We start from the raw sequence: 24,662 nt of genomic DNA on the forward strand, positions 1-24,662 counted from the left end.
AAACTCCTGCCCTGACTTACCATCCTCTTGCCTGCAGCACTTCCTTCTCGGTAAGACTCCTTATATCAATACCCTTCATTGCACCGCCAAGACCTTTAGAGATATTTGCAAGCACCGGGGGATTATCGTAATTATTCACGGCTTCAACAATGGCATTGGCCATCTTCTCAGGGCTCTCTGCCTTGAATATCCCTGAGCCCACGAAAACCCCATCCGCCCCAAGGCGCATCATCAGCGCTGCATCCGCTGGCGTGGCAATCCCGCCTGCTGCAAAGTTCACCACAGGAAGCCTCTGGAGTTCTGCTGTCTCTTTTACAAGCTCAATTGGGGCTTCTATTTTCCTTGCTACTGATATAAGCTCTTCCTGGCTTTTGCCTCTCAGTTCTCTTATCGCGCCCATGATCGCCCTCATATGCCTCACAGCCTCTTTCACATCTCCTGTTCCGGCTTCACCCTTTGTCCGTATCATGGCCGCACCCTCGTTTATCCTGCGCAGCGCCTCGCCAAGGTCACGGGCTCCGCACACGAACGGTATAGTGAAACTGGTCTTATCGATATGGAACATCTCATCCGCTGGCGTCAGTACCTCGGACTCATCTACCATATCAACGCCAAGCGCCTCAAGGATCTCGGCTTCAACAAAATGCCCGATCCTCGTTTTAGCCATAACCGGTATTGTAACTGAATCAATGATCTGTGCTATTACCTGTGGGTCTGCCATTCTCGCAACCCCGCCTGCTTTCCGTATATCCGCAGGTACTGCATGAAGCGCCATTACAGCCACTGCCCCTGCTCTCTCTGCTATCTGCGCCTCACCTGGCGTAGTTACGTCCATTATTACTCCGCCTTTTTGCATTCTGGCAAAGCCACGTTTTAAAAGTTCTGTACCATGTCTGAGTTTTTCAAGTTGCATAAATGGTATTATTCATATTATATGAGGTATTATACTTTACGCCCCTGGTCGATCATAGCCTCGTCTTTATTTCATCTGCCCTGTACCGAAGTGTTGCAACCCTGCTTCTCCCGCGTAAGCCTCTACCTGTAAAATCAACATCTATAAGCGAGACCGCATCAAGTTTTTTCAGCATCTCATAAAAACGTGTGTAGCCGAGATCTGTCCGGGAGTGAAATCTCTCATAAAGCTCACCGGAATTAGCTGGAGATGAATCCGCTATCAGGCCGAGAAGGATTTTCTCATCCTCTTTCAATGATTGCATCACATAGGAGAGATGCACAAGCCGTGATCTCTCATATGCAGATTCTACATCTTCAATAGATATCGTCCTGCTTGCCCGCTTCTCTGCATTAAGACCGGCGCGCTTGAGCAGGTCTATTCCCACACGCAGATCCCCTAGATCAAACGTATGCCCGGCAATCCTGTCAAGTACGCTGTCATCCAGTACACCGGGATAAAATCCAAGCTTTGCGCGGTTTGAGAGGATATCCCTGATCTCATCAACAGAATATGTGGGAAAGATGATCTCTTCAGGCAGGAACACAGATTCGACTTTGGGATCAAGCATATGCGGTACACCGGTATCGCTCAGTACGGCAATCACACCCATGCGCGCCCCGGGGTGCGTCTCATGCGCCCGCAGAAGAGAATAGAGCACTTCGTTGACTTCGTTCTCATAGAACAGGTAATTCATGTCATCAAGCGCCACGACGAGTATTCTCTCATGCTCTACCAGGTGCTTCACAACCTCACTGAACACCTTTTTAAAAGAGACTCCAGACGAAGGCGGAGAGTATCCTATGAGCTTATTGAATATATGGGAAAAAACCGCATACCTTGTAGAGGCCACCTGGCAATTAACAAGCACCGGGATGATTCTGGATGTATGTTTCTCGATCTCTTCAAATATCTTGATCACAGCAGTGGTCTTGCCAGTACCTGGTTTGCCAGTGCAAAGACAGTTAATGGGTCTTCCCCCGCCCAGGGCAGGACGCATGCTGAACATAAGAGACTGCAACTGCGCATTCCTGTGAAGAAAATGCTCGGGGATATGGTCAAGCTCAAAAAGCTCGCTGTCTTTAAACAGCGTTTGATCCCATGACAGCATATCTTTCATCAGCAATATTTTCACCTGGTAATAAATAAGCTTTCCGAGATACTCCCGGATCCAGTAAAAACCTTATTAAAAATCATCGCCAATTAGTCCATTATGTGGAGTGATGCGTTAGTCTCTGCTGCCAGTTATCTTGCCGTAGTTATTCCGCCTACGGTTATCGGTATTGTCCTGATGGAACTGTTAATCGAGCTTGGCTGGATACAGAAGTTGAGCTTTGTGACTGCACCGTTCATGCATTTTGCTCATCTGAGAGAGGAGGTGGGTATAAGTTTTCTGGCATCCTTTGGCTCACCTACTGCCGGGAATTCCATGCTGGCACAGCTTAATAAAAACGGCCTGATCGATCGAAAAGAGACCATAATTGCATCTCTTGTTAACTCTTTTCCGGCAACGTTCATTATTGTAAGGGATCTCCTTCCTGTTCTTGTAGTACTGCTCGGGACTACAGGACTGATCTATCTTGGTATTGTGGTATTCGTGGGTCTGCTCAGGACGGCAATAACTCTTGTCCTGGGGAGGATTTTGCTGCCTCATGATAAAGTTCAGGCAATCCAGCAGGAGATAAAGAAAAAAGACTTCAGAACAGCTCTTAAGGATGCGCTCTCAGTCTCATGGGTTCCGCTTCGTCGCGTTATCCCGACAATGGTAGTTGCTGCAGTAATTGTATTTCTGCTTATTGATATCGGTTTTTTTGATATGATCTCTGTTTATTTAGAAGGTTTTCCTGCGCTTGATTATATTCCAGGTGAAGGGCTTCCGATCATTGCAGCATGGTTTGCCAGCAACATAGGGGCATATACCATAGCAAGCAGGCTGCTGACAGAGGGGATAATGTCCCAGAAAGAGATCTTGATAACGCTGCTCGTAGGCAGGGTACTATCAAGTGTTACACGCCTGAGGTTCACTATTCCTTACTATATGGGGATATTCACCCCGAGATTAGGCATGGAGATCATGCTGATCGCTACACTGATGCAGGAAGGGATAACGGTTATTATAATACTACTGCTTGCCCTGTTCTGGTAAAATAAATATAATATGTAAATTATGAATCGATATTACCTATACATCTTTTGCAGCTCTGAGTAGTTCTTCTTTTGATGTATCCCAGTTATGCATATTCTTGTTATGCTGCTGCACGAACGAGACCAGCTCATCATCGTTCTCACTTCTGATCATAAAATTACATCTTTTACAATCTATTTCCTTAGTCATGGTCACTCACCTCCCTAAACAAGTTTTGGTCTGGGAATTAATAAACCTTGTGTAGTAAGGGAGTGCATATTTTACAGGCATATTTTGCCTAAAGATTTAAATCATATAAAGGTATAGCTGTTAATATGCCAAAAACATCGGAGAAGCATATCTACTCTGAAACAGCACAGGTACAGGACGTTTACACTAAAAAGATAGAGCGGTTACCCCCTTCAGTAAAACTGGTTTTCAAGGTGCTTGAGTACAGGGGACTTATGACCCAGAAAGAGCTTGTTTCTGAGAGTTTTCTTCCTCCGCGCACGGTGCGGTATGCCCTGAACAGGTTGAAAAAAGAAGGCATACTTGAGGAGCGTCTCTACTATAAGGATGCGCGCCAGTGCCTCTATGGTGTGAGAAGCCCGCAGCATGATGAGTTAATATCAAACTTTGCATGCGGAATCGTATAGTTTAATTTATATGTATTCGGATTAATATTGAGCGCATGGGCAGAACCAGTTCACGCGAGACAGTACACCTCACAGTCTCTTTAATCGCACTTACCATAGCATTCTCATACCCCTATATTACTCCTCGGGCGATGGTAATAGCGGCTTTTGGTGTAGGGGCGGGTTTTATTTTTCATGAGCTTGCCCACAAGTTCACAGCCAGAAGATACGGTTATGCGGCAGATTACGAAGCAAGCCCAATCGGGCTTCTCCTTGCATTTGGTATTTCATTTATCACAGGCGGAGCGTTTATATTTGCAGCGCCGGGTGCAGTAATGATCCGTGGCAGATATGTTGATTACAGCCAGTTTGGGGACCGCTATTTGGATTCTCTTAAAAGTGCAAGGGAGTTTTCATATATATCGGTCTCAGGCGCAGTTGTGAACCTGATACTTGCTGCATCCTTTTTTGTAGCTTTATATTTCGTTGCATACTCTGGCTTATCACACGAAGTTCTTAATGAGTTGCTTATAAGAGGGACCTTTATTAATGTTATCCTTGCAGGCTTCAATATGATACCTTTTGGTCCTCTTGATGGTGCGAAAGTATTGAGATACAACCCTGCATTATGGGGAATGGTAGGGATTCCATCAATAATCCTCCTGCTTTTACTTATGGGCTTGATCTGAGTCTTCTAATGCTCAGAGCAGATTGAAGTATTCGATAAACCTGTAAGCAAATCCGCCGATAAGTATTGCAAGTGTGATCGTGAACGCCATGATACTGCCTGCCCGCTTCCAGCCAAGCTCGCGCCCAAGGACAGCTATGGTGGCAACACACGGAATATAGATCGTGTTCACGAGAGCATAAACAAATAACTGGGTCTTATCCATAAACAGCAAGAGGTTATCAGCCCCTCCCCCGTAGATCACTACGGCAAGCGTGACAAGCAACTGGAGAGCAAGCTCTTTTCTGAGCACTGCAAAAATAAGCGTAAGCCCTGCAACAGCAGGAAGCCCAAGCCATCCTTCAACGACAGGGGATATCGGTGATGAAAGTCTCCAGAGATAGCCTGTCTCATACAGGGCGCCCAGAACCAGAGAACCAGCAAGTACAATCGGGAATGCCACGAACACGAAGTCCTTGAACCTGTACCATGTCTTCTTGATGATGTTCGATATTATTGGAGCCCTGAATGGGAACATCTCCATAACAAGCCCTGTTGAGCTGCCCGGCATGATGCGGTTTAACCCGACACCTACGAAGAACACAAGGGTAAGAACAATAATGTATATCGCAACAGCAGGCTTCCAGCCAACAAACAATGAGACCGCACCCAGAATCACAGCAGTCCGTGCACTGCAGGGGATGAGCGTAATTAAGGCACTGGCTATGGTTCGCTCGCGCATCGTTGTCAGTACCCTTGTTCCGATTATGGCAGGCACATTGCAGCCAGCGCCTGCCACAACCGGTATAATAGCCCTGCCGTGAAGCCCGAACCTGTGCATCAGCCTGTCTGTAAGGAATGCCACAGAGTTCAGGTACCCTGTATCCTCAAGAAAGGCGAGCATGAAATAGAATGTGAGCACATAAGGTATTCCGACAGCAAGTGCTGCCAGGATACCGGCATCAAATCCCCATATCAGGGTTTTGCCAATGTGCCCTTCGCCGAAGATTGTGAATATAGCACCATCGATCACAGGAGATACGTACGCAGCCCACAGATCACTAAATAGCGTGGAGAGCCAGTTTCCTCCATAGAACAGAAAAGCAAAGATAACCCCGAGAGCACAGATAAGTAAAGGAATACCTGTGAGCGGAGAAGTGGTGTAGCCCCAGAGCTTATCCGATACTACAGGCGCAGCATCGTTTTGCACCTGGGAGGCAATCACACCTGCCAGTCCGTGCCTTTCACGCGCGATCCGAAGCGGTGTTTCCTCCCCGTGTTTTTCCTCTATCTCTTTGCTTATCTTTTTTACTTCCTCAAGTAAGGATCTGCCGTTTGTATGCTTCTCTACAAGTTCTATAAACTCGGCATCTTCTTCAAGGAGCAGTATTGCAAGCGCCCTTCCCGCTATCCCGAAATCATAAGGTGAGAGCAGCTCAGCAAGTCTTTTAATATTCGCTTCGATATCAGTCCCGTATTGCAGATGATATCTTATTCTCTGGCTGTCTCTTACAACATCTATGGCCTCCTGTATCAGGTCATCAAGGCCATACCCTGTTGTTGCCGTGGTCGGCACCACAGGGACTCCGAGCAGTTCAGATAATCCCGGAGCGTCGATTATGATATTCCTTTTCTCTGCCTCATCCATCAGGTTCAAGGCCACCACAATGGGAATACCAAGATCGATGAACTGGAGCACCATATAGAGGTTCCTGGCAAGATTGGTGGAGTCGAGTACCATTATCGCCGCATCGGGTTTGCTGTCAAGCACTGCCCTGCGTGCTACCCACTGGTCCTCAGATACAGCCCCGAGAGCATAGCTTCCAGGCAGGTCGATTATACCGATACGCAGGCCTTTAAAAGTAGTAGTCGCCATATTCAATTCGACTGTTTTACCAGGATAGTTGGCAGTTACAACACCCATCCCTGTCAGCCGGTTGAATATGCTTGATTTTCCAACATTAGGATTGCCCGCAAGCACAAAAGTATAATCAGTACTCCCCTTTATACCCTTGAGGGCTCCATGGCATGAAGGCATTATTTCACCTTGATTCTTGATGCCACCTCCCTTCCAAGTGCGTATCGGGAACCTGATACGCACACGATCATAGGCCCTCCGAAAGGTGCAACCTCCTCTACCCTTACACAGACATCAGGGATCAATCCTAAAGATGCCATGTACTTTAACATCCTTGGATCTTCCTCAAACACACTGACGATAATCCCCCTATCAGATGCTTTTAATTCCGACAGGGATTTTACATTTTCTTTCACCAGTACTCCATCCTTATCAGGAATCGGATGGCCGTGCGGGCAGGTCCTGGGGTTTCCAAGGCTCTCTGAGATACGCTCTTCCATCTCAGAACTTATTGCATGTTCAAGCCTGCATGCCTCATCATGAACCTCATCCCACCTGTAGCCCAGGACATCTGTAAGTAATCGCTCAGAAAGTCGGTGTCTTCGAATAACCTTTTTAGCTATTGATTTACCTTCCTCGGTCAGGCAGACCCCCTTCTCTGTATGCGATAGCAGACCTCTATTTGCAAGTTTTTTAACCATCTCTGAAACTGATGGCGCAGAAAGTTTTAAATGTTCGGCAAGACGTGATGTACTTACAGGGTACTGGTCCTGCTGCAGTTTGTAGATCGATTCAAGGTATTCTTCAACTCTGGGAGTATCAGCTTCCATATTAGGTACACCTAACTCTAGGTATTGCAAGCCCATATAGCTTTCTGATACCAGAATAAATATTTGACATAAGGGGATGAAAGAAAGTTACCAACGGTTATAGAGGGGTATTGGTAAGTACCTGCTTACGGTTATGGTAAAGATTATATAACAAAAAAACTCAATGATATTTGATGATCGGAACTCAGGAACTGGTATTGATTCTAATTGTAGCTTTGTTTTTGTTCGGGCCATCAAAACTCCCTGAATTAGCACAATCCCTGGGTAAAGCAGTCGGAGAGTTCAAGAGGGCACAGATTGAAACTGAACGTGACCTGAGAGCAAATAGATTCTTAAATGATAAGGATATAAAAATACATAACCTGGCTATTGAGATGGGTTTAGATGTACAGAATAAAACACCTGAACAGCTCGTTGAAGAGATACGCTCCAGGATAAAAGATAAAGATTTGACTGTAAAAACAGGGAGTACATGATATAATATGATAATAGGACCGCAGGAGATTGTACTGGTATTTCTGGTAGTTATCATCCTATTTGGTGCAAGTAAGATACCAGAACTTGCACGCTCAATCGGCAAGGCAACTGGTGAGTATAAAAAAGCCAGACATGAGACTGAGAATGAGCTGAGGGATGTTGAGAAATCACTTAAAGAAGGTCATCCTATCGAAGAAAAATCTTCAAAAATAAAACAGATGGCCAATGATCTTGAGATAGTGGTTGGGGACAAGAGTGATGAACAACTGCTGGATGAAATACAGAAAAAAGTGAAAAAATAAAAAAGAGTGCAGAAATAAAAATTTATTTCCTCTTTGTCTTCTCTTTTAACAGGAATTTTAATAAATCTCTGCTAAGACGGGTCTCTCTTCCCAGTCTATCAAGCATAGCAGATTCGGATAAGCCCTCTGTCTTAAGTTCCTGCATTCTGTCAAAGACCTCAGGCTTGATCTCAGAATATTCGTTTATATCCTTTCTGTGGCCCCACACATCGCCTTCCAGCAGGGCTATGCTCTGCATATCCAGAAACATCTTGGTAGAGTTTGATATTGTTCTGATATACGAACTGGGTATATGGATTGCCTTAACATTAGGACATGCCTGTACTAATGCGAAAATGTCTTTGTTCGATGGTCTGAAAGCAAGATGAATAATTTTTTCACCTGGTCCGAGTGAATTAATCTCTTCTTTTGAACTAACTACCCTAATTCTCATAATATTTTACCTCATATTGTTATACGGTTTTCATACTATTATACTTTTTCACATGGTATAGAAATTTCTTAATTTAAGAACTCATACAATTTCACCATATAAATAATTTTCTAAGACAAGAGGATATTTAGAATAAGTTAATGATATAATAATCATCATCAGTGCCAGTTAATATCATGATATTCAGGGTTGTATATACTACAGGATATAAACTTATTGCACTCTTAAACAGTCTCGCATTTTAATCGGAGATACTGTGCCTGACTGCAAACCCCTTAAATTCCCCGGTATATCTCTCAGGTATTACTTCAATATTATCCACCCTTGCATATTCAGGCCCTCTCCTGCACCACTGTATCATTTTTTCAACCCCACCTTGCTCACCTTCAAAAACCGCTTCAACACGTCCATCCCCAAGGTTCCTCACCCAGCCTGTAAGACCCAGTTCCTGCGCCATGTCCTTCGTGCTTGATCTAAAGAATACTCCCTGAACCCTTCCTGAAACAAAGATATGCATTCTCTTTTTCATTTCATCTCACCTCTTTGTTTTAGAGTCTCAACATTCTCCCAAAAAACCACTCTATCTTTTTCTGTTCTCTTGAGAGATCCTGCCAGGCTCATATCATCTAATATTTCCATAATGTCATTCCCTGGTATTTTTATATCAAAATTGCTCTTCAGGCCTTCTCTTATATCTTCATGTGTCATGGGATGTATCAGCACCCTTTCGATAAACCCGGCAAGATCCTCATAAAGAGCCCATGGATATATTATCCACTTCCATTCATCCTGTTTTTCACCCCAGTAATCAGGGATAAATATCGAAGAGGTCTTGTAATGCAGGACCGCAGTTCTGATTTCGGCAGGATTCTTCCTGTTTATGTGATCAACAACCACAGAGAAGGTATCTCCGGTATCTGCGACATCATCCACGACCAGTATCCTTTTTCCAGATATATCAGCCTCTACAGGAAGTGAGTATTTTATTTTCGCTCTTCCGGATGCTGCTGCTATTCCCCAGTGCTCGGTCTTTACAGATACAAGATCTTTTTGGATAAGAAGATCACATACAGTACACGCTGGTACAAACCCGCCTCTTGCGATGCCTATGACCAGATCTGGTGTAAACCCTGATCTTTTTATTTTGTTCGCTAAGATCTTAGCAAGTCTATAGGCCTCATCCCAGCTTACCATGTGGCATCTAAAAGAATCCCCATGCTTTTCTACTGAACATGGATCGTGCATAGTGATAGATACTCCTGACTAGGAAAGCAAAAAACAACCGAGGCCGGTTTAAAAGGAAAGAGGTGCAGGTTTACAGAAGTCCAGATCTCTGCAGTAACATCAAATCTTCAGTGTTTAATTTTTCACCAAGCTTGAATTGATTATATACCTCTTCGGCTTCCTTCTTGGTCTTTTCTCTGATAGATTCTTCCTTACTTTCTTTTGTCTTTCTCTTTAATCCGATTATTACTTTATTAAGTTCTCGGATCTCTTTCTGGGATTGTATAAATAGTCTGTGCTGTTCGTCAGCAGCTTCCTGCGCTTTTACAAATTCTTTATGCGCTTCATCTGATTCCGATCTTATCCTATCAGCATCTTTAAAAATTACGATCATTTTATCATGATACTTTTGCGCCGCTTCAGCATACTCCTTAACCCTGTTATGATATGCTGCCGCTTCATCACGCAGGACTTGAGCTTTTTCAAGTAATGATTTTAGTTCGCTGCTGCCCTCAAGCTGCTGCTTTTTACGCTTGAGCTCCTCAGTCAACGAGGCTATGTTATCCACAAGTTCTCTCTCTTGAGCGGGTGTCAATACCTCGGTCTGTTGCTTAAACTCTAGCCTATCTATTTCCCTTTTTAACTCCTTCAGGGATGGTCCGTTACCAAGATTTAATTCCTTTCGGATCTTATCGATTTCAGCATATACCTTATTAGCCTGCTCATTTAATTCATCGCGTTTGAGTTTAGCCTCACTTACCTGATGGTTATTCTCATCTCGCAACTTTTTGAGCTGCTGTGCCTCATCGATCAGTTCTTTGGTGCTTTTATTTAATTCGTTTCTTTTACCAGCCCATTTACTTGCTTCCAAGTTGAGCTCATTTCTTTTATTTTTGTATTCTTCTGATTTATCCTTCAAGTCGTTCTTTCGATTCTGTAACTCATTCAACAATCTATATGTCCTCCTTTTCCAACAATCGTTGGGGTTATGCATTTCATAATGCACGATACATATCCCGGCTTACCCGGAACAGCTTTTCATCAGTATACTCTATATTATGCATTGATTAAGAATTAAGATACTCCTGTCATCATGAGATCCTGTATTTGAATCCTCAAAAGGTTTACTCCTAATCAGTACATAAAGAGTATATGTTTTCTTCACATACTATTACATTGCTCTTAACCTTTTCGGAGGGGAAAGGATTTGTATTGTTACGAAAACATTATATGCAAATGACTAAAAACCTTGTATTCATAACAGTAATAGGTAAAGACCAGAAGGGAATAATCGCCAGGGTTTCAAACGCGGTTTTCAAGCACAATATCAATATTGAGGACCTGAACCAGAAGATCATGGACGGCTATTTTGTGATGACCATGCTGGCTGATATATCTGATTCCATAATAACGATAGGAGAGTTAAAAAAAGAACTTGCGGTAATAGGGACTGAGATGGGCCTCTCAATACAGATACAGCATGAGAATATCTTCAAGGCAATGCACAGGGTGTAAGGATGGAATACTCACTTGAAGAGGTCATGGAAACAGTCAGGATGACCCTTTACCATAATTTTGATATAAGGACGGTGACGCTCGGCATAAACCTTAAAGACTGCATCCACTCAGATCCTGGAATTTTCAAATCGAATGTGTATGATAAGGTCACAGGATATGGAAGAAGACTCATCATAGAGGCAGGGAATCTTGAGGATAAATACGGCATCCCGATAGTGAATAAGAGAGTATCCGTAACCCCGGTATCTCTTATAACCGAAGCCCACTCAAGTGAGGTGCAGTTTGAGATCGCAAAGACACTTGACAGAGCAGCGCATGATGCGGGTATAGACTTTATAGGCGGATACGGAGCGCTTGTTCAGAAAGGGATGACAAAGGCAGATGCACGGCTTGTAGACTCACTCCCGGATGTCCTCTCAAGTACTGAGCGGGTATGCGCTTTTCTTAACGTAGCCACCACAGTATCGGGTATGAACATGGATGCTGTCATAAAACTTGGGAATATCCTGAAGGAAATCTCAAACAGAACAGAGAATGGAATAGGATGCACAAAATTCGCAGTTTTTTCAAACGCGCCAGAGGATAACCCATTCATGGCAGGGGCTTTTCACGGCGTTGGGGAGCCGGACTTTTCGCTCAATATAGGAATCAGCGGTCCGGGTGTGGTAAGAAGCGTTGTTGAGAAGAACAGGAACTGCGACCTGACTGAGCTCTCCGAGATCATCAAGCGCACTGCTTTTAAGATAACACGTGCAGGTGAGCTGATCGGCAGGGAACTTGCATCCAATATGGATGTACCTTTCGGGATAGTGGATATCTCACTTGCATCAACCACAAAGGTGGGTGATTCGGTTGCAAGGATAGTTGAGCTTATGGGTATAGAGAGGATGGGTGCGCCCGGCAGTACTGCTGCGCTGGCGCTCCTAATCGATGCGGTAAAAAAAGGCGGGGCCATGGCATCAGGGAATGTTGGAGGATTAAGCGGTACTTTTATCCCTGTGAGTGAGGATTCCTGCATGAACGCAGCGGTAAAAGCAGGTGCGCTCTCGATCGAGAAGCTTGAAGCCCTGACTTCGGTCTGCTCTGTCGGGCTTGATATGATCGCTATCCCCGGTGATACGCCTGCTGAGACGATATCAGCCATAATCGCTGATGAACTCTCCATAGGCGTGGTGAACGGAAAAACTACAGGCGTTCGGCTTATCCCTGTCCCGGGTAAAAAAGCCGGGGATTATGTGAATTTTGGAGGCTTGCTGGGTGAGACCTATATAATGGAGGTAAACAGGTTCAGTCCCCGTGAATTTATACTGCGCGGCGGCAGGATGCCAGGCCCGATTACAAGCATGAGGAATTAAAGCAGAGCCTTAAAACAGAGCTTTACCAACAGCCCTGAAAGCTTCTTCAAGCTCAGAGAAATTTGGTATGGATGCTTCTCTCAGGATATGCACACCGCTCATCATAGTATTTCCCCCAAGCAAGCACCCGATTATCATCTTTTGAGTATGGTTTGAGAACCGTACGATCTCCTGGGCAAGATGTCTTGAGTCCAATACGGCCGAAGGGACTGCAACAACGAATGTGATATCCCATTTATCCTGGTTACGGATCATGATATCAAATGCACGGGCATATCTATCGGCTCCAGCATCTCCGACCAGGTCCACCGGGTTCTCATGGCTCCACTCTGGTGTCAGGAAAAAGTCCAGACTATCAAGTAGTTCCTGTGTGAGCTCAACAACTTCAATGCCGTACATCTGCGCATAATCTGCAGCGAGAACTGCAAAACCTCCGGCATTGGTTATTATAATTGCCCTGTTCCCCTTAGGGAAATCCTCAGAGGCAAGCAGCTCACCTATCTGAAATGCCTCTCTCAGGGAATATGAAGCAATGACTCCAGCCTGCCTGAATGCCGCCATGTACACCTCGTAGTCCCCGGCGACAGCACCTGTATGGGTTGATGCTGCCTTCTGACCTTTCTTTGATGCCCCTGATTTTATTGCTACAACACATTTTTCCTTTGCCACTTCCCTGACAACTCTCATGAATTCACGGCCGTTTTTTATTTCCTCAATGTAGAGTACTATGGCTCTTGTATCAGCATCATCCTTTGCGAATTTCAAAAAATCATTGAAACCCAGATCTGCCTGGTTGCCCACACTTATGACAGCAGAAAGCCCAAAGCCTGTATCCTCTTTCAGGCTCCAGTCCACTACCGTTGTAATAACAGCGCCGCTTTGCGAAATGAATGCAAGGTTTCCGGGTTCAGGGGATTCAGGACCGAATGTCGCATTGATCCTTTTATGCGGCAGGATAATCCCGAGGCAGTTCGGACCGATCATCCTGATGCCATACTTTTGTGCAATTTGCACGACCCTGTCTTCAAGGATTCTCCCTTCCTCGCCTGTATCCCTGAATCCGGCAGATATGACAACCGCCAGTTTTACGCCTTTTTTACCCGATTCCTCAATGGCCTGCGGGACGAATGCTGCCGGGATCGTTATAACCGCAAGGTCAACACTGCCAGGAATAGATTCCATGGATGGATATACTTCGCGCTCAAGTATCTCTTTTCTTTTTGGGTTCACAGCATATAATTTACCAGAAAAATTCAGTAAATTCCTGAAAACTGCATATCCAACTTTATTGGGATCAGAAGAAGCGCCAATAACAGCGATAGATCCGGGATAAAAAATCCCTGCAGAGAGCTCCTTCTCTATTTTTTTTACAGGCTCGGTCACCACATCGGTTGTATAAATCCTCGCATCGACCACGCACGCCCCTTTCTCATACAGTATCAGTGGATTAATATCAAATTCAACCATATTACGGTTCTCATAAAATAATCCTGATACTCTATCAATGATTCTCACAAGTTCTTTTTCATCCTTGAGCGGCTCGCCCCTGTAGCCCCTTATCAGAGCATATCCCCTTATCTCTCGTATCATCTTCTCTATCTCGTCCATCTCAACTGGAAGCACTTTTAGTGAAACGTCCTTCATAAGTTCGATAAGTTTTCCGCCAAGTCCAAAAGTAATGATCCTGCCAAAGGACGGGTCGATTTTTCCCCCTATTATAAGTTCAAGCCCGGGAGGCATATGTTTTGCAATGAGTATACCGGTTATATCGGCACCGGGGGCATTTTTCCTTATATTCTGCATTATCCTATCAAAGGCGTCTGTAACCATCTCCCTGTTCTTTATTCCGGTTATAACCCCACCGACATCGCTTTTATGGATTACCTGTGGAGAGACTATTTTAGCCACAACAGGATAGCCCATCCTGTCTGCTGTCTCTGCAGCCTCATCAGCGTTCTTTACAATCTTATACTCTGGAACCGGGATCTCATACCTCTTTAGCAGATCGTATCCTTCAGACTCGCTTAATAACCTATCTGGCATAGCTTACCCCGTCGACTGTGCCTTTATCCATCCAGCAATGAACGAATTACTAACTTTAACCATACTAACTCACTCCTCATAATAGGTTTACCATTTTTCTTATATATAGTCTCCCGCATAACATCTGACAATAGTATATAAACCACAGAAGTTGATTATCTTGTCTTTGCCATTTTAATACTATATGGCGACCTTATAAATCAGAACTCCAGGATCAACTGTAGATGGAGAAAATATTTAATACAGAGAAACCAATATACGGATTAGTACCCATTTATAGATTAAATGATCTTAGAATCAGAGAGATTAAGGGGAGAGATAAATGAAAGAAAAATATCATGAACGTAACAGAGGCTTTGCGACTGAATAATGCCAGATGACCGGGAGAGCCAAAAGATCCCGTGGCATGCTCTATCCGAAGAGGAGGTGCTGCGGAGGGTCGGTGCTGATCAGAACGGCCTGACAGAAGAGCAGGCCAGAGAGCATCTGGATAAGTATGGGGAGAACATACTGGAAGAAGAGAATGGCATCAGTCCGGTTCGTATGATGCTCAAACAGCTTCGCAGTCCGCTGATCTATCTGCTCGTCGGGGCAGCTTTTATATCGCTTCTGATAGAGCATTACATCGATGCTTCTGTGATCGCCGGTGTGGTGGTGCTCAATACCATCATGGGATTCGTGCAGGAGTGGCGGGCAGAGCGGGCTCTGGCTGCACTGCGTCAGATGGCAGCACCCAGGGCCATGGTTCTTCGTGATGGACAGGAGCGGTTGATCGCGGCCTCTCTGGTCGTGCCCGGGGACATCCTGCTGCTTGAGACCGGAGATCGTGTGGCGGCAGATGCACGCCTGCTTAAAAGCGATGATCTGGAGGTGGATGAGTCTGCCCTGACAGGAGAATCACAGCCTGTCTTCAAGCAGCCGGGCCGACACCCGGAGTCGCAGGCACTGATAGACAGAACCAACATGGTCTGGACGTCCACTTCGGTCACGGCAGGGCGGGGACGTGCAGTGGTCGTAGCCACAGGCATGGATACTGTCATAGGAGAGATTGCCACAGAGGTGCGGCAGACCGAGCGCGAGGAGACTCCACTGCAGCGCCGCATGGGTCGCCTGGGCACTATTCTGGGTATTGGAGGGATTTTGCTGGCTTCTGGTCTCTTTGGCCTGGGAATCCTGCAGGGATATGAGATCATAGAGATGGTGCTGTTCTCTGTTGCTGTAGCGGTCTCGGCCATACCTGAGGGACTGCCCGCAGTCATAAGTGTGACGCTGGCACTGGGGGTCCAGCGGATGGCCAGGCGGAATGCGATCATCCGGCGTTTACCTGCGGTTGAAACGCTGGGATCTACTACGGTCATCTGCTCGGACAAGACCGGCACAATCACAAAGAACGAGATGACCATAACCAGAATGTGGGTCGGGAGAAGAACCTATACAGTCACAGGGCAGGGATATGAGCCCGAAGGCGAGATCTACCCTGAGGACGGGGCTTTGCCACACGAACTCTCTGATGAACTCAGGACCCTGCTGACCATAGGAAGCCTTGCCAACAATGCCAGGCTGATACATAATGAGAAGGGCTGGTGGATCGAAGGCGATCCGACCGAGGGAGCCATACTCGTTGTGGCACGCAAGGCCGGTTTCAATATAGATCAACTCAAGCGCCAGCAGCCAAGAAAGGCTGAGATTCCCTTCACAAGCGAGCAAAAGTACATGGCGACCATGCATCCAGCACCTGACAGATCTGTGGTCTATGTCAAGGGTGCCCCTGAGCGTGTAATCGATTTCTGCACACACATGCTGGAGGATGGAAAAAGGGTGGAACTGGATGAATCCCGGCGGCAGATCATAAAAGAGGTCAATACGTCTTTTGCCAGGCAGGCGCTGCGTGTTGTGGCCGGGGCATATCGCGATCTTCCTGCAGATACTGAGAAACTGGACCGCTCTCTTGCACAGAGCGAGCTTACATTCGCGGGTCTCTGGGGCATGGTCGATCCTCCCCGTCCCGAGGCAATCAAGGCTATCAATGATGCCCGGGGCGCCGGGATTCATGTGGTAATGATCACAGGGGATCACGCTGTGACGGCCTCGGCGATCGCTGAGAAGGTGGGCATCAGCCGGGGCGCAGGGCAGGCGATCAGTGGATCGCAGATCGAGGAGATGTCAAAAGAGGAATTAGCTGATCAGGCGATGACCGTGGGCGTGTTCGCGCGCGTTTCGCCTGCGCACAAGCTCAAGATTCTGGAGGCTCTTAAGGAAAAAGGACACATCGTCGCGATGACAGGCGACGGCGTTAATGACGCTCCGGCCTTAAAAGGCGCAGACATCGGGGTAGCGATGGGAAAAACCGGAACCGAGGTGGCCAAGGAGGCAGCTGATATGATCCTCACTGATGATAACTTCGCCACCATCGTCAATGCGATAGAGGAGGGAAGGGTGATCTTCAGCAACCTGTACCGCGTGGTTGCCTACCTTATCACTACCAATATTGGTGAGGTTTTCACTCTGACAGCCGCCCTGATGCTCGGTATGCCTCTGCCCCTTACGGCCATAATGATTCTGTGGGTCAACCTCGTCACGGATGGTGCGTGCACCGTGCCTCTTGGAGTCGAGCCAAAGCACTGGGATGTACTCAAACAGCCGCCCAGGGCGCCGGGTTCTGGTATACTGGATCGTTTCCTGGTGCGCCGTCTGCTCCTTTTGTCCCCGGTGATGGCTGTCGGAACGCTTGGTCTGTTCGCCTACGAGCTCCAGATCGGGAGTTTTCAGCATGCACAGACAGTGGCCTTTACCACCCTTGTCTCTTTTGAGTGGTTCAGGGCGTTAAGTGCGCGCTCAAGTTACCTGTCTTTGTTCTCCATCGGTATACTGAGCAACCGGTGGCTTATAGCTGGCATAAGCGGTGCGATACTGCTTCAACTGGGGGCTGTGTACTCAGGACCGGGGCAGGTAATATTCAGTACCGTGCCGCTATCATTGACCGACTGGGCACTCATCATTCCTGTGGCCAGCTCAATCCTGATATTCGACGAGATACTCAAGCGGCTTGGCGTGTACGGGCGGCTGCCTGTATCGGTTACGAAGAGATAGATAAATATTCGCTATCAATTATATGACCTGATCAGGGAGTTTATCCTGTTGATATTATCCCGGGTGCCAATCAGGATAATGATATCCTGTGCCAGTAATTGAGTATCGCCAGAAGGATTGCTTATTGTCTGTCTGCCGCGCTGAACTGCCAGTACCGTGACACCATACTTCTTCCTGAGCCCTACCTCAGCTAAAGTTTTCCCGTCCAGGGGCGAGGCTACCCCTATTCTAATAGTCTCTATCTCAATATCAGGCAAATGCTGCTCTAGCTGCGGGAGTACAGCATCCTTTTGATGTATATTCCTGAACATCTCATAACCATCCTTTCTAATCTCAATTATGTGTTTCTCAACCTCATCAACAGGAATAAAATACCTGTGCAGCAACCTTGAGATTATCCCGATCGAGGTCTCAAATTCCTCAGGTATTACATCGTTTGCACCGAGAGAATACAGGGGATTAACCTCATTCATATAACGGGTTCGCGCAATGATATATATCGATGGGTTAAGCCTCCGGGCCAATTCCACGATTCCTCGTGTGGCAGAGGCATCAGAAATAGCAATTACCACAGAACGCGCCATCATAATATCGATGTGCTCAAGTACCGCCTCCTTGGAAGCATCACCATACAATATGGGAACACCACGCTTTTTCTCAGTCTGCACGGTCTCAGGGTTTATCTCCAGCACCACAAAAGGAATATCAAATGAAGACAGCACTCTAGAAACATTCCTGCCGTTAAGACCAAAACCCACAACGACCACATGGTCTTTTAATTTTGCTCTATCAAAAAGGTCCTCGTGAAGGTATCCGAACTTGATCATATGCGGGATCGGCAGTCGTTCAACATACTCTGAAAAACTTCTACTTCCCTGGATCATAAATGGAGTGAACACCATAGTAATAATTGCGGACGCAAGAAATACCTGGTACTCATCGCCTGAGAATAGGCCCAGATTTATTCCTTCCTTAGATAGCACAAAAGAGAACTCGCCAATCTGATAGAGAGAAGCACCCACAAGTACACCAACCCTGAGCGGATAGCCCAGAATAACAGGAATCAGTATTCCGGCTGCAAACTTAATCACAAAGATTGCAAGTACTGCCAGAAGTATAACCAGCGGGTTTCTGAGTACAGAATCAATATCCAGCAGCATGCCGATCGATACAAAGAAAAGGATACTAAAAATATCCTTAAGCGGCAGGATCTCACTAAAAGCGTGCTGTCCATACTCAGATTCAGAAATTATCAGTCCTGCAAGAAAAGCGCCAAGAGCAAGAGATAGACCTATAAGCGATGTTAACCATGCAGTTCCAAAACAAATCAGTACAATGCTGATCAGGAACAGCTCGCGATTGTGTGTCTGAACCACCCGGTACAGTATAAAAGGAACAACAAAACGGGATACTGCTATCATCAGGACCACGATTGCTAATGCCCAAAAAACATTTAACGCCACACCAGCAATAGAAAGATCAGATCCTCCGCCCAATATCGGTACAAGCAGTACCATCACCATAACACTCAGGTCCTGGAAGATCAATATCGCAGCGGATAGACGACCCTGCGGAGAATCAATTTCACCTCGATCAGAGAGCACTTTAAGTACAATCGCAGTACTGCTCAGTGCTACCAAAAAACCAATAAAGATACCCTGTTCAAAAGATGCGCCAAATGATAGTGCAACCAGCAGTACAAGGGCAGTCGTCAGAAAGACCTGAAGGAACCCGCCCACAAACACGGCGCGATTGATCCTTATAATCTCAGCAAGCGAAAACTCAACCCCGATCAAGAACAATAGCAAGATGACACCAACCTCGGCCATCATCTCGATCAACTCAATATCTCCTACAATACCCAGCATCGAAGGGCCAAGCAGTACGCCTGCGATCAAGTAACCCACAATAGGTGCTATACGGAGATGGTGGAACAAAAGGGTAATACCAATCGCAGCACCAAAGATGATAGCAAAATCCCGCAAAAAAATAGGCTCAGCCATAACACAAATAACACTAAAGTACTACGACTATATAATCCTTCACAAACCATCCTGCCCGTGCTGCCTTATTACCTGAGGATTTGAGTATCTGATATGCAGTAATATTATTGACTTATTAATACAATAATTAGCTGGATGTTCAGGCTTAGAATAAGTAGATCTATTTTTTCATATATTCTTATTTTTATACTTCTTATATTAATATATAGCATGGTTTTTCTGTATCTGATGCGTACCTATGAAAATAGGGATTATGAATTTATAACGGCAATCTACTGGGTGGTTGCAACTATAACTACAGAGGGATATGGAGATATTGTTTTTGATTCATCTATCGGGCAGTTGTTCAGTGTTATTGTAATCCTCTCAGGTATAGTTATGATATTTGCTCTTCTCTCCCCTCTTGTTGTCACTCCTGTGCTTGAGCGAACAGCCAGAAGAGAGCTGCCCTTAAAGGTTCGGGCTGATCTAAAAAACCATATTATAATATGTGGTTATAACCAGCTCATTGAAACTCTTATTACAGAGCTTGACGAGTACAGGGTTCCTTTCGTTATCATTGATGAGAATGAAAAGAATATTACCCAACTGGTATTCAGAAAGATACTCTGCGTCCATGGGGATGCCTCAGATGAGGATGTACTGCTAAACTCCAATATCCTCTCTGCAAGGATGCTGATAGCAAATCAGAGTGATGAGAAGAATGCCAGTATAGTTCTCACCTCCAGGGAGCTTGGCAATGTCAAGGTGATATCCCTTGTCGAAGATACTGCAAAAGCAGGATACCTGACATATGCAGGCTCTGACAGGGTAATATCTCCAAAAGCATTGTTCGGGACATATTTAGGACGAAAAGCCATCGATCCTCTAACGGTCCATCTCTCTGGAGCAACCAGGTTCTTTGCAGATATAAGCATTGTGGAGTTTCCGATCTATCTTCGAAGCGTTCTTATCGGAAAAAAATTAAAGGATGCGCAGATTCGCGAACTCACAGGTGCGAATATCGTCGGGCTCTGGAGCGGGGGCAGGTTATCATTGAACCCACAGCCTGAGGACTTAATAAGAGAAAATTCTGTACTTCTGGCAGTCGGTACTGAGAAGAAGCTTGAGGCATTAAAAAAGATGACGCGGTGAGTATATTATATGGATAAACATTTTATTCTTATCGGATACGGGGATGTGGGCAGGCGTATAGCACAAGTTCTTGAGAGAGCTCATGTGAACTTTGTAGTTGTTGATAAAAACGAAATGAAGTTGAAGGATAAAGGTTTTAAGTACGTGACCGGAGATGCAACTGATGAGGAGATTCTCAAGCGCGCAGACCTTAAGAATGCAGCTACAGTTATCATAGTTCTGAATAATGATACAGATATTATTTTCACATCCCTTATTGCCAGGAATTTAAATCCCCACTGCATAATCATCTCAAGGGCTAATGCCACAAAGTCCATTGATAAGATATACAGGGCAGGGGCTGATTATGTGGCATCCCTATCCATCGTGGCTGCTCAGATGCTCGCCCGCATAATCCTGGGACAGGAGATAGAGGAGATCATAATGATGCCTGAAGGGCTTGAGATCGAGCGCTACCGCATAACCCCGGACTCACCCCTTGCCGGGAAAAGTATCGCACAAGCCTCTATCCGCTCCCGGATAGGATGCACCATAATAGGAATTGAGGAGAACGGAAAGACAACAACAGATATAGATCCTTCAGTTATCCTGGGGGAGGGAATGACACTTGCCATTATCGGAAATCATGACCAGATCTCAAAATTTAAGGAAAAATACACCAGAACCTGATGGTTTATCCTCCAAAAGCTTTATCAATTAATCGATAGTTCTAGGATAATCTTAAGATTATCCGGTGCATTTTTATGACCCAAAAGACAAAAGGTAAGAAGAAACGATTGGCAAAAGCCCAGAACCAGAACCAGCGCGTTCCAGCGTGGGTTATTGTAAAAACCAACAGGCATGTAATGACCCATCCAAAGAGACGCAACTGGAGACGCAGCACACTGGATGTTTGAGGTAAGTTTATGGCAGATATTGAAAGAATTTATACGATCCCGCTCTCAGATGCAAGAAGAGCCCCGCGCTGGAAGAGGGCAAAAAGCGCATCTAAAAAGGTAAGGGAATTTCTTGCAAAGCACTTTAAGACCGATATGACAGAGATCAAGCTTGATAAGACGATCAATGAGAGGCTCTGGGAGAGAGGCTCCATGAAGCCACCATTGAAACTGCGGGTAAGAGCAGTCAAGTTCGAGGCTGGCGGCGTGCAAGCCGAGCTTGCACAGGAATAACCTTAACCTGCCCCGGGGGAATGGACCGTAGAGTTAAAGCGCAAGATGAACATCCTGGGAAGCCCGGTCATTGGCGTGTTTGCGACATGCACAGACGGGCTTGCTTTTGTTCCGTATGATACTTCTGATGAAACTATAAGAGAGCTTGAAGAATCCCTTGGTGTGACGGCAGTCCCTTCTCTGGTTGGCGGAAGCACTATTGTAGGCTCATTGATGCGTGGAAACACAGCAGGTATTGTAGTTGCAGATTTTGTTCTCGATGGAGAGCTAAGAAAGCTAAGAAAGCATACCAGAGCTGCAAGATTATCTGGAGAATTGAACGCTGCCGGGAACATCATACTTGCTAATGATACTGCAGCCCTGGTGCATCCTGACCTATCTGATAGATCAATCGGGATAATTAAACGAACTCTCGGAGTTGATGCCAGAAGAGGTACTATCGGGGGCTTAAAGACCGTGGGTATGGCTGCAATCGCCACGAACAGAGGGGTACTTGTGCATCCGAGAGCTACCACTTCTGAGATCGCGGTCGTGGAAGAACTGTTCAACTTACCTGTGGATATCGGGACTATCAATTTTGGCTCGCCTCTTGTGGGCTCAGGACTTCTTGCGAACAGCAGGGGCTATGTGGCAGGAGAGGACACAACAGGGCCTGAACTTGCCAGGATTGAAGATACACTGGGTTATGTATAATAATCTGATATAATTGAATATAAATTACGGAAATTTAAGAGATATATCCACATGAACTGTCCTACATGCAGCGGAGACTGCGTACTCCCCGCTGAAAAAATACTGGATGAGATATTCCAGATGTACATGGCATGCAGCTCATGCCCGCCTGACCCTCAGTATGATAAGAGCGTTCCGCTTCATGAGACTATTGATAATAACACTGGCAGGTGCAGCAAATGCGGCAAAAGGCACCTTGATTCTGTAATCGGGAACGTCCTGACAGTATTGAAACAAAAAGGGCTTTTTCCCGCTGATGCCGTACTAAAAGAGGTCGGAACTCCGCTTATCACATCTGGTTATCAGGTGCCCTATCCTCCGCGCCTGGGGGGCAAAAATCTTGTTCTTATAATGGACTCGGTTACAAAGGAACTGGCTGATATAATAATGGCCAGTGTTCCCGAGATAAAAGGAGTGATAAAGAGAACCGGCCACCCATTAAAGAGTATAGGAATACTGGACACAGACAGCACGCCCCATACATATGAATTACTTTCGGGATGTGATACGCGGTGCGACGTGGTATCTTCAATATTCGGAGAACTGTGCATCTATAAGAACCAGTCCATGATACACATAGAATTCAATAACACCAAGATAAAAAAACTTGAAGAGCTGTACCTTAACGGAGAACTTGATAATACTGTAATAGTTGATGGTTTCTGCGGTCCGGGCACTCTCGGTCTTTTAAGCGTACTCGGAGGTGCAAGAAGGGTGATCCTTAATGATGCCTGGCTTCCTGCGCTGCGTAACACCATTTTAAATATCAATGCTAACTCAGATATCCTTGGAGTAGAGATTGATTTTGAGTTGCCAGATTATGATAAACCCATAGGGGATGAGCCTGTGCTCATGGCAAAAGCTAAAGGGCAGGCAGAGATCCTGGTATATCATGGTGATATCAGAAAACTTGGAAAAGCTGTTAAAGAATGCGACATCTGTTTGATCGATACTTTTCCATCCGTGAACCCGGCAGAGTACATAACACTGTGCAGGGATATTGCAAAAAAGGTCGTAGTAATCTAATCCCTGCAGCATACATGGTTCAGGACTATGAGGCTGGTAGAATATTTTGCCTCATACTCATGGCCGTTCGCTTTAAGAAGTAATAAATAATAATCTCTTATCTTCTTTATTGCTTTTTCATTCTTATAATTGTGGTATATACTGATACTATCATCAAAGATCTCTATTCGATCTATAATTCTCAGGGACTCATGCGTCCTCTTTAACATCACTAAGAAATCTTGGTGTGGGATATTTAATATGTGTCTTTTTGATAGCGACTCGAATATCCTTATATCAAGAAGTGAATTGCAGGCAAGTAGATCCTCGTAGTGATCTTTATACAGGGATACCATATTGTAGTTCACAGAACGATAAATTTCAAAAAAGCTCTTCCAGAAATCCTGTTTTGACATGAACTCGTCCATCGCCTCTTTTAGGTACCCGAAGTGTTCCCTTGCGACAAGCGGATATGTTCCTTTCTCCCTGACCTTTAAATCGATACGGATAGTACTTGCCCTCCTGTGAACAACATCGATATCAAGACCTTTATTATAGACAAGGAACATTACCACAAGTTGAGCCAGGAAATCACGATAATATTCATTATCGCCTGATACTGCAACAGTTGCAGTTGCAGGGTTAATGTTGTCCATGCTGAATATAGATATTTTACAGTCCCAGCCCGATTCATTGCTGATCTCATTGATATGTTTATCCAGGTCTGATATCGTCTTGATCTGTAATGGATCAAGCAGCTCATCAAGTATTTCCTTGTCCAGCGGTATGCCTTTTGTCCATTTGATCATCCATATGAAGATCGGACTGCTAAGCATCACATTTTTCCCGGATTCTATAGATTTCTCCCTTGCTGTCAATTCCCTTTTATCCGCGGTAATACTTGATATTGCTTTTTCGATAGTGCCATAGCGGTGAAGTGCAGCTTCCGTGACATCTATAGCGTCTCGAATTGCTGCGCTCAGGTTATCATTGTGCTTTTTGGTTAGCGGCTCAAGTTTCTTAAGATGGCTATTTTCTAGTGATATGTTCTTTCTAACAACCATACTATTAGGGTATCACTAAGTTAGTGTCTTATAAATCTTTTCACAT

The 24,662-nt window shown here is 45.4% G+C and carries 26 protein-coding genes; 14 read left to right on the forward strand and 12 right to left on the reverse strand.

Going from position 1 to position 24,662, the window contains the following annotated elements:
* Positions 1-16 precede the first annotated feature (16 nt).
* Positions 17-913, reverse strand: a complete 897-nt coding sequence (gene pdxS / locus ANME2D_RS16030) for a pyridoxal 5'-phosphate synthase lyase subunit PdxS (RefSeq protein ID WP_048093983.1) — start codon at positions 911-913, stop codon at positions 17-19.
* A gap of 52 nt (positions 914-965) precedes the next feature.
* Complete coding sequence (locus ANME2D_RS16035; RefSeq protein WP_320408825.1) at positions 966-2,072, reverse strand: ORC1-type DNA replication protein; 1,107 nt, start codon at positions 2,070-2,072, stop codon at positions 966-968.
* A gap of 93 nt (positions 2,073-2,165) precedes the next feature.
* Here ANME2D_RS16035 and ANME2D_RS16040 point away from each other — a divergent pair, with 93 nt between their 5' ends.
* Positions 2,166-3,098: a nucleoside recognition domain-containing protein gene (locus ANME2D_RS16040; RefSeq protein ID WP_048093984.1), complete on the forward strand. Its 933-nt coding sequence runs from the start codon at positions 2,166-2,168 to the stop codon at positions 3,096-3,098.
* Between the two features lie 36 nt (positions 3,099-3,134).
* Here ANME2D_RS16040 and ANME2D_RS17600 read toward each other — a convergent pair whose 3' ends face one another.
* A complete protein-coding gene (locus tag ANME2D_RS17600) occupies positions 3,135-3,287 on the reverse strand; it encodes a DUF1059 domain-containing protein (RefSeq protein WP_081810350.1) in 153 nt (50 codons plus the stop codon).
* Positions 3,288-3,412: 125 nt separating this feature from the next.
* On the opposite strand from ANME2D_RS17600, the gene ANME2D_RS16045 reads away from it, so the two are divergent.
* Both ANME2D_RS16045 and ANME2D_RS16050 read left to right on the forward strand, forming a co-directional pair.
* On the forward strand, positions 3,413-3,733 hold the full coding sequence (locus tag ANME2D_RS16045) for a MarR family transcriptional regulator (RefSeq protein ID WP_081810351.1): 321 nt from the start codon (positions 3,413-3,415) through the stop codon (positions 3,731-3,733).
* A 35-nt stretch (positions 3,734-3,768) separates the two neighbouring features.
* A complete protein-coding gene (locus ANME2D_RS16050; protein ID WP_052369003.1) occupies positions 3,769-4,401 on the forward strand; it encodes a site-2 protease family protein in 633 nt (210 codons plus the stop codon).
* Positions 4,402-4,413: 12 nt separating this feature from the next.
* Here ANME2D_RS16050 and feoB read toward each other — a convergent pair whose 3' ends face one another.
* Both feoB and ANME2D_RS16060 read right to left on the reverse strand, forming a co-directional pair.
* On the reverse strand, positions 4,414-6,417 hold the full coding sequence (feoB, locus tag ANME2D_RS16055) for a ferrous iron transport protein B (protein WP_052369004.1): 2,004 nt from the start codon (positions 6,415-6,417) through the stop codon (positions 4,414-4,416).
* Entirely contained in the window at positions 6,417-7,067 is a 651-nt protein-coding gene (locus ANME2D_RS16060; protein ID WP_048094037.1) for a metal-dependent transcriptional regulator, read from the reverse strand. Before ANME2D_RS16060 ends, feoB begins: the two co-directional genes overlap by 1 nt.
* 173 nt (positions 7,068-7,240) lie before the next feature.
* Between ANME2D_RS16060 and ANME2D_RS18895 the strand changes: the two genes are divergently transcribed.
* Together ANME2D_RS18895 and ANME2D_RS16070 are read left to right on the forward strand one after the other, a co-directional pair.
* Positions 7,241-7,543, forward strand: coding sequence for a twin-arginine translocase TatA/TatE family subunit (locus ANME2D_RS18895; protein WP_048093986.1), 303 nt, complete (start codon positions 7,241-7,243; stop codon positions 7,541-7,543).
* 6 nt (positions 7,544-7,549) lie between these two features.
* Positions 7,550-7,846 (forward strand): Sec-independent protein translocase subunit TatA/TatB, encoded by a 297-nt coding sequence (locus ANME2D_RS16070; protein ID WP_081810352.1) that lies wholly within the window; start codon positions 7,550-7,552, stop codon positions 7,844-7,846.
* 22 nt (positions 7,847-7,868) lie between these two features.
* On the opposite strand, the gene ANME2D_RS16075 is transcribed toward ANME2D_RS16070, so the two are convergent.
* From ANME2D_RS16075 to ANME2D_RS16090, 4 genes are all read right to left on the reverse strand, one after another.
* On the reverse strand, positions 7,869-8,279 hold the full coding sequence (locus tag ANME2D_RS16075) for a DUF1699 family protein (RefSeq protein ID WP_048093987.1): 411 nt from the start codon (positions 8,277-8,279) through the stop codon (positions 7,869-7,871).
* Positions 8,280-8,520: 241 nt separating this feature from the next.
* A complete protein-coding gene (locus ANME2D_RS16080; RefSeq protein WP_048093988.1) occupies positions 8,521-8,808 on the reverse strand; it encodes an acylphosphatase in 288 nt (95 codons plus the stop codon).
* Positions 8,805-9,524: a phosphoribosyltransferase gene (locus ANME2D_RS16085; protein WP_048093989.1), complete on the reverse strand. Its 720-nt coding sequence runs from the start codon at positions 9,522-9,524 to the stop codon at positions 8,805-8,807. Before ANME2D_RS16085 ends, ANME2D_RS16080 begins: the two co-directional genes overlap by 4 nt.
* Positions 9,525-9,594: 70 nt before the next feature.
* Positions 9,595-10,455 carry a coiled-coil protein gene (locus ANME2D_RS16090; RefSeq protein WP_048093990.1) on the reverse strand — a complete coding sequence of 287 codons (861 nt, stop codon included), beginning with the start codon at positions 10,453-10,455 and terminating at the stop codon, positions 9,595-9,597.
* Positions 10,456-10,739: 284 nt separating this feature from the next.
* Here ANME2D_RS16090 and ANME2D_RS16095 point away from each other — a divergent pair, with 284 nt between their 5' ends.
* Both ANME2D_RS16095 and ANME2D_RS16100 read left to right on the forward strand, forming a co-directional pair.
* The gene (locus tag ANME2D_RS16095) at positions 10,740-11,018 is read left to right on the forward strand and encodes an ACT domain-containing protein (RefSeq protein WP_048094039.1); all 279 of its coding nucleotides are present in this window, start codon (positions 10,740-10,742) and stop codon (positions 11,016-11,018) included.
* Positions 11,019-11,020: 2 nt separating this feature from the next.
* Complete coding sequence (locus tag ANME2D_RS16100) at positions 11,021-12,376, forward strand: PFL family protein (protein WP_048093991.1); 1,356 nt, start codon at positions 11,021-11,023, stop codon at positions 12,374-12,376.
* 9 nt (positions 12,377-12,385) lie between these two features.
* Here the strand turns inward: ANME2D_RS16100 and ANME2D_RS16105 are convergent, their stop codons facing one another.
* A complete protein-coding gene (locus tag ANME2D_RS16105) occupies positions 12,386-14,419 on the reverse strand; it encodes an acetate--CoA ligase family protein (protein ID WP_048093992.1) in 2,034 nt (677 codons plus the stop codon).
* A gap of 369 nt (positions 14,420-14,788) precedes the next feature.
* Here ANME2D_RS16105 and ANME2D_RS16110 point away from each other — a divergent pair, with 369 nt between their 5' ends.
* Positions 14,789-17,509, forward strand: coding sequence for a cation-translocating P-type ATPase (locus tag ANME2D_RS16110; RefSeq protein ID WP_048093993.1), 2,721 nt, complete (start codon positions 14,789-14,791; stop codon positions 17,507-17,509).
* A gap of 14 nt (positions 17,510-17,523) precedes the next feature.
* Here ANME2D_RS16110 and ANME2D_RS16115 read toward each other — a convergent pair whose 3' ends face one another.
* Complete coding sequence (locus ANME2D_RS16115) at positions 17,524-19,512, reverse strand: cation:proton antiporter domain-containing protein (protein ID WP_048093994.1); 1,989 nt, start codon at positions 19,510-19,512, stop codon at positions 17,524-17,526.
* A 135-nt stretch (positions 19,513-19,647) separates the two neighbouring features.
* Here ANME2D_RS16115 and ANME2D_RS16120 point away from each other — a divergent pair, with 135 nt between their 5' ends.
* The 6 genes from ANME2D_RS16120 to ANME2D_RS16145 all read left to right on the forward strand — a co-directional run bounded on the left by ANME2D_RS16120 (position 19,648) and on the right by ANME2D_RS16145 (position 23,573).
* Positions 19,648-20,646, forward strand: coding sequence for a potassium channel family protein (locus ANME2D_RS16120; protein WP_048093995.1), 999 nt, complete (start codon positions 19,648-19,650; stop codon positions 20,644-20,646).
* Between the two features lie 9 nt (positions 20,647-20,655).
* The gene (locus ANME2D_RS16125; protein WP_048093996.1) at positions 20,656-21,315 is read left to right on the forward strand and encodes a potassium channel family protein; all 660 of its coding nucleotides are present in this window, start codon (positions 20,656-20,658) and stop codon (positions 21,313-21,315) included.
* Between the two features lie 74 nt (positions 21,316-21,389).
* Positions 21,390-21,542, forward strand: a complete 153-nt coding sequence (locus tag ANME2D_RS16130) for a 50S ribosomal protein L39e (protein WP_048093997.1) — start codon at positions 21,390-21,392, stop codon at positions 21,540-21,542.
* Positions 21,543-21,551: 9 nt separating this feature from the next.
* On the forward strand, positions 21,552-21,815 hold the full coding sequence (locus ANME2D_RS16135; protein WP_048093998.1) for a 50S ribosomal protein L31e: 264 nt from the start codon (positions 21,552-21,554) through the stop codon (positions 21,813-21,815).
* 45 nt (positions 21,816-21,860) lie between these two features.
* Positions 21,861-22,508, forward strand: a complete 648-nt coding sequence (locus ANME2D_RS16140) for a translation initiation factor IF-6 (RefSeq protein ID WP_048093999.1) — start codon at positions 21,861-21,863, stop codon at positions 22,506-22,508.
* 51 nt (positions 22,509-22,559) lie between these two features.
* Positions 22,560-23,573 (forward strand): hypothetical protein, encoded by a 1,014-nt coding sequence (locus tag ANME2D_RS16145; protein WP_048094000.1) that lies wholly within the window; start codon positions 22,560-22,562, stop codon positions 23,571-23,573.
* Here ANME2D_RS16145 and ANME2D_RS16150 read toward each other — a convergent pair.
* Positions 23,570-24,616, reverse strand: coding sequence for a hypothetical protein (locus ANME2D_RS16150; RefSeq protein ID WP_048094001.1), 1,047 nt, complete (start codon positions 24,614-24,616; stop codon positions 23,570-23,572). The genes ANME2D_RS16145 and ANME2D_RS16150 overlap by 4 nt on opposite strands.
* Between the last annotated feature and the right edge of the window lie 46 nt (positions 24,617-24,662).

It is taken from the genome of Candidatus Methanoperedens nitratireducens (genome assembly GCF_000685155.1).
GTDB lineage: Archaea > Halobacteriota > Methanosarcinia > Methanosarcinales > Methanoperedenaceae > Methanoperedens > Methanoperedens nitratireducens.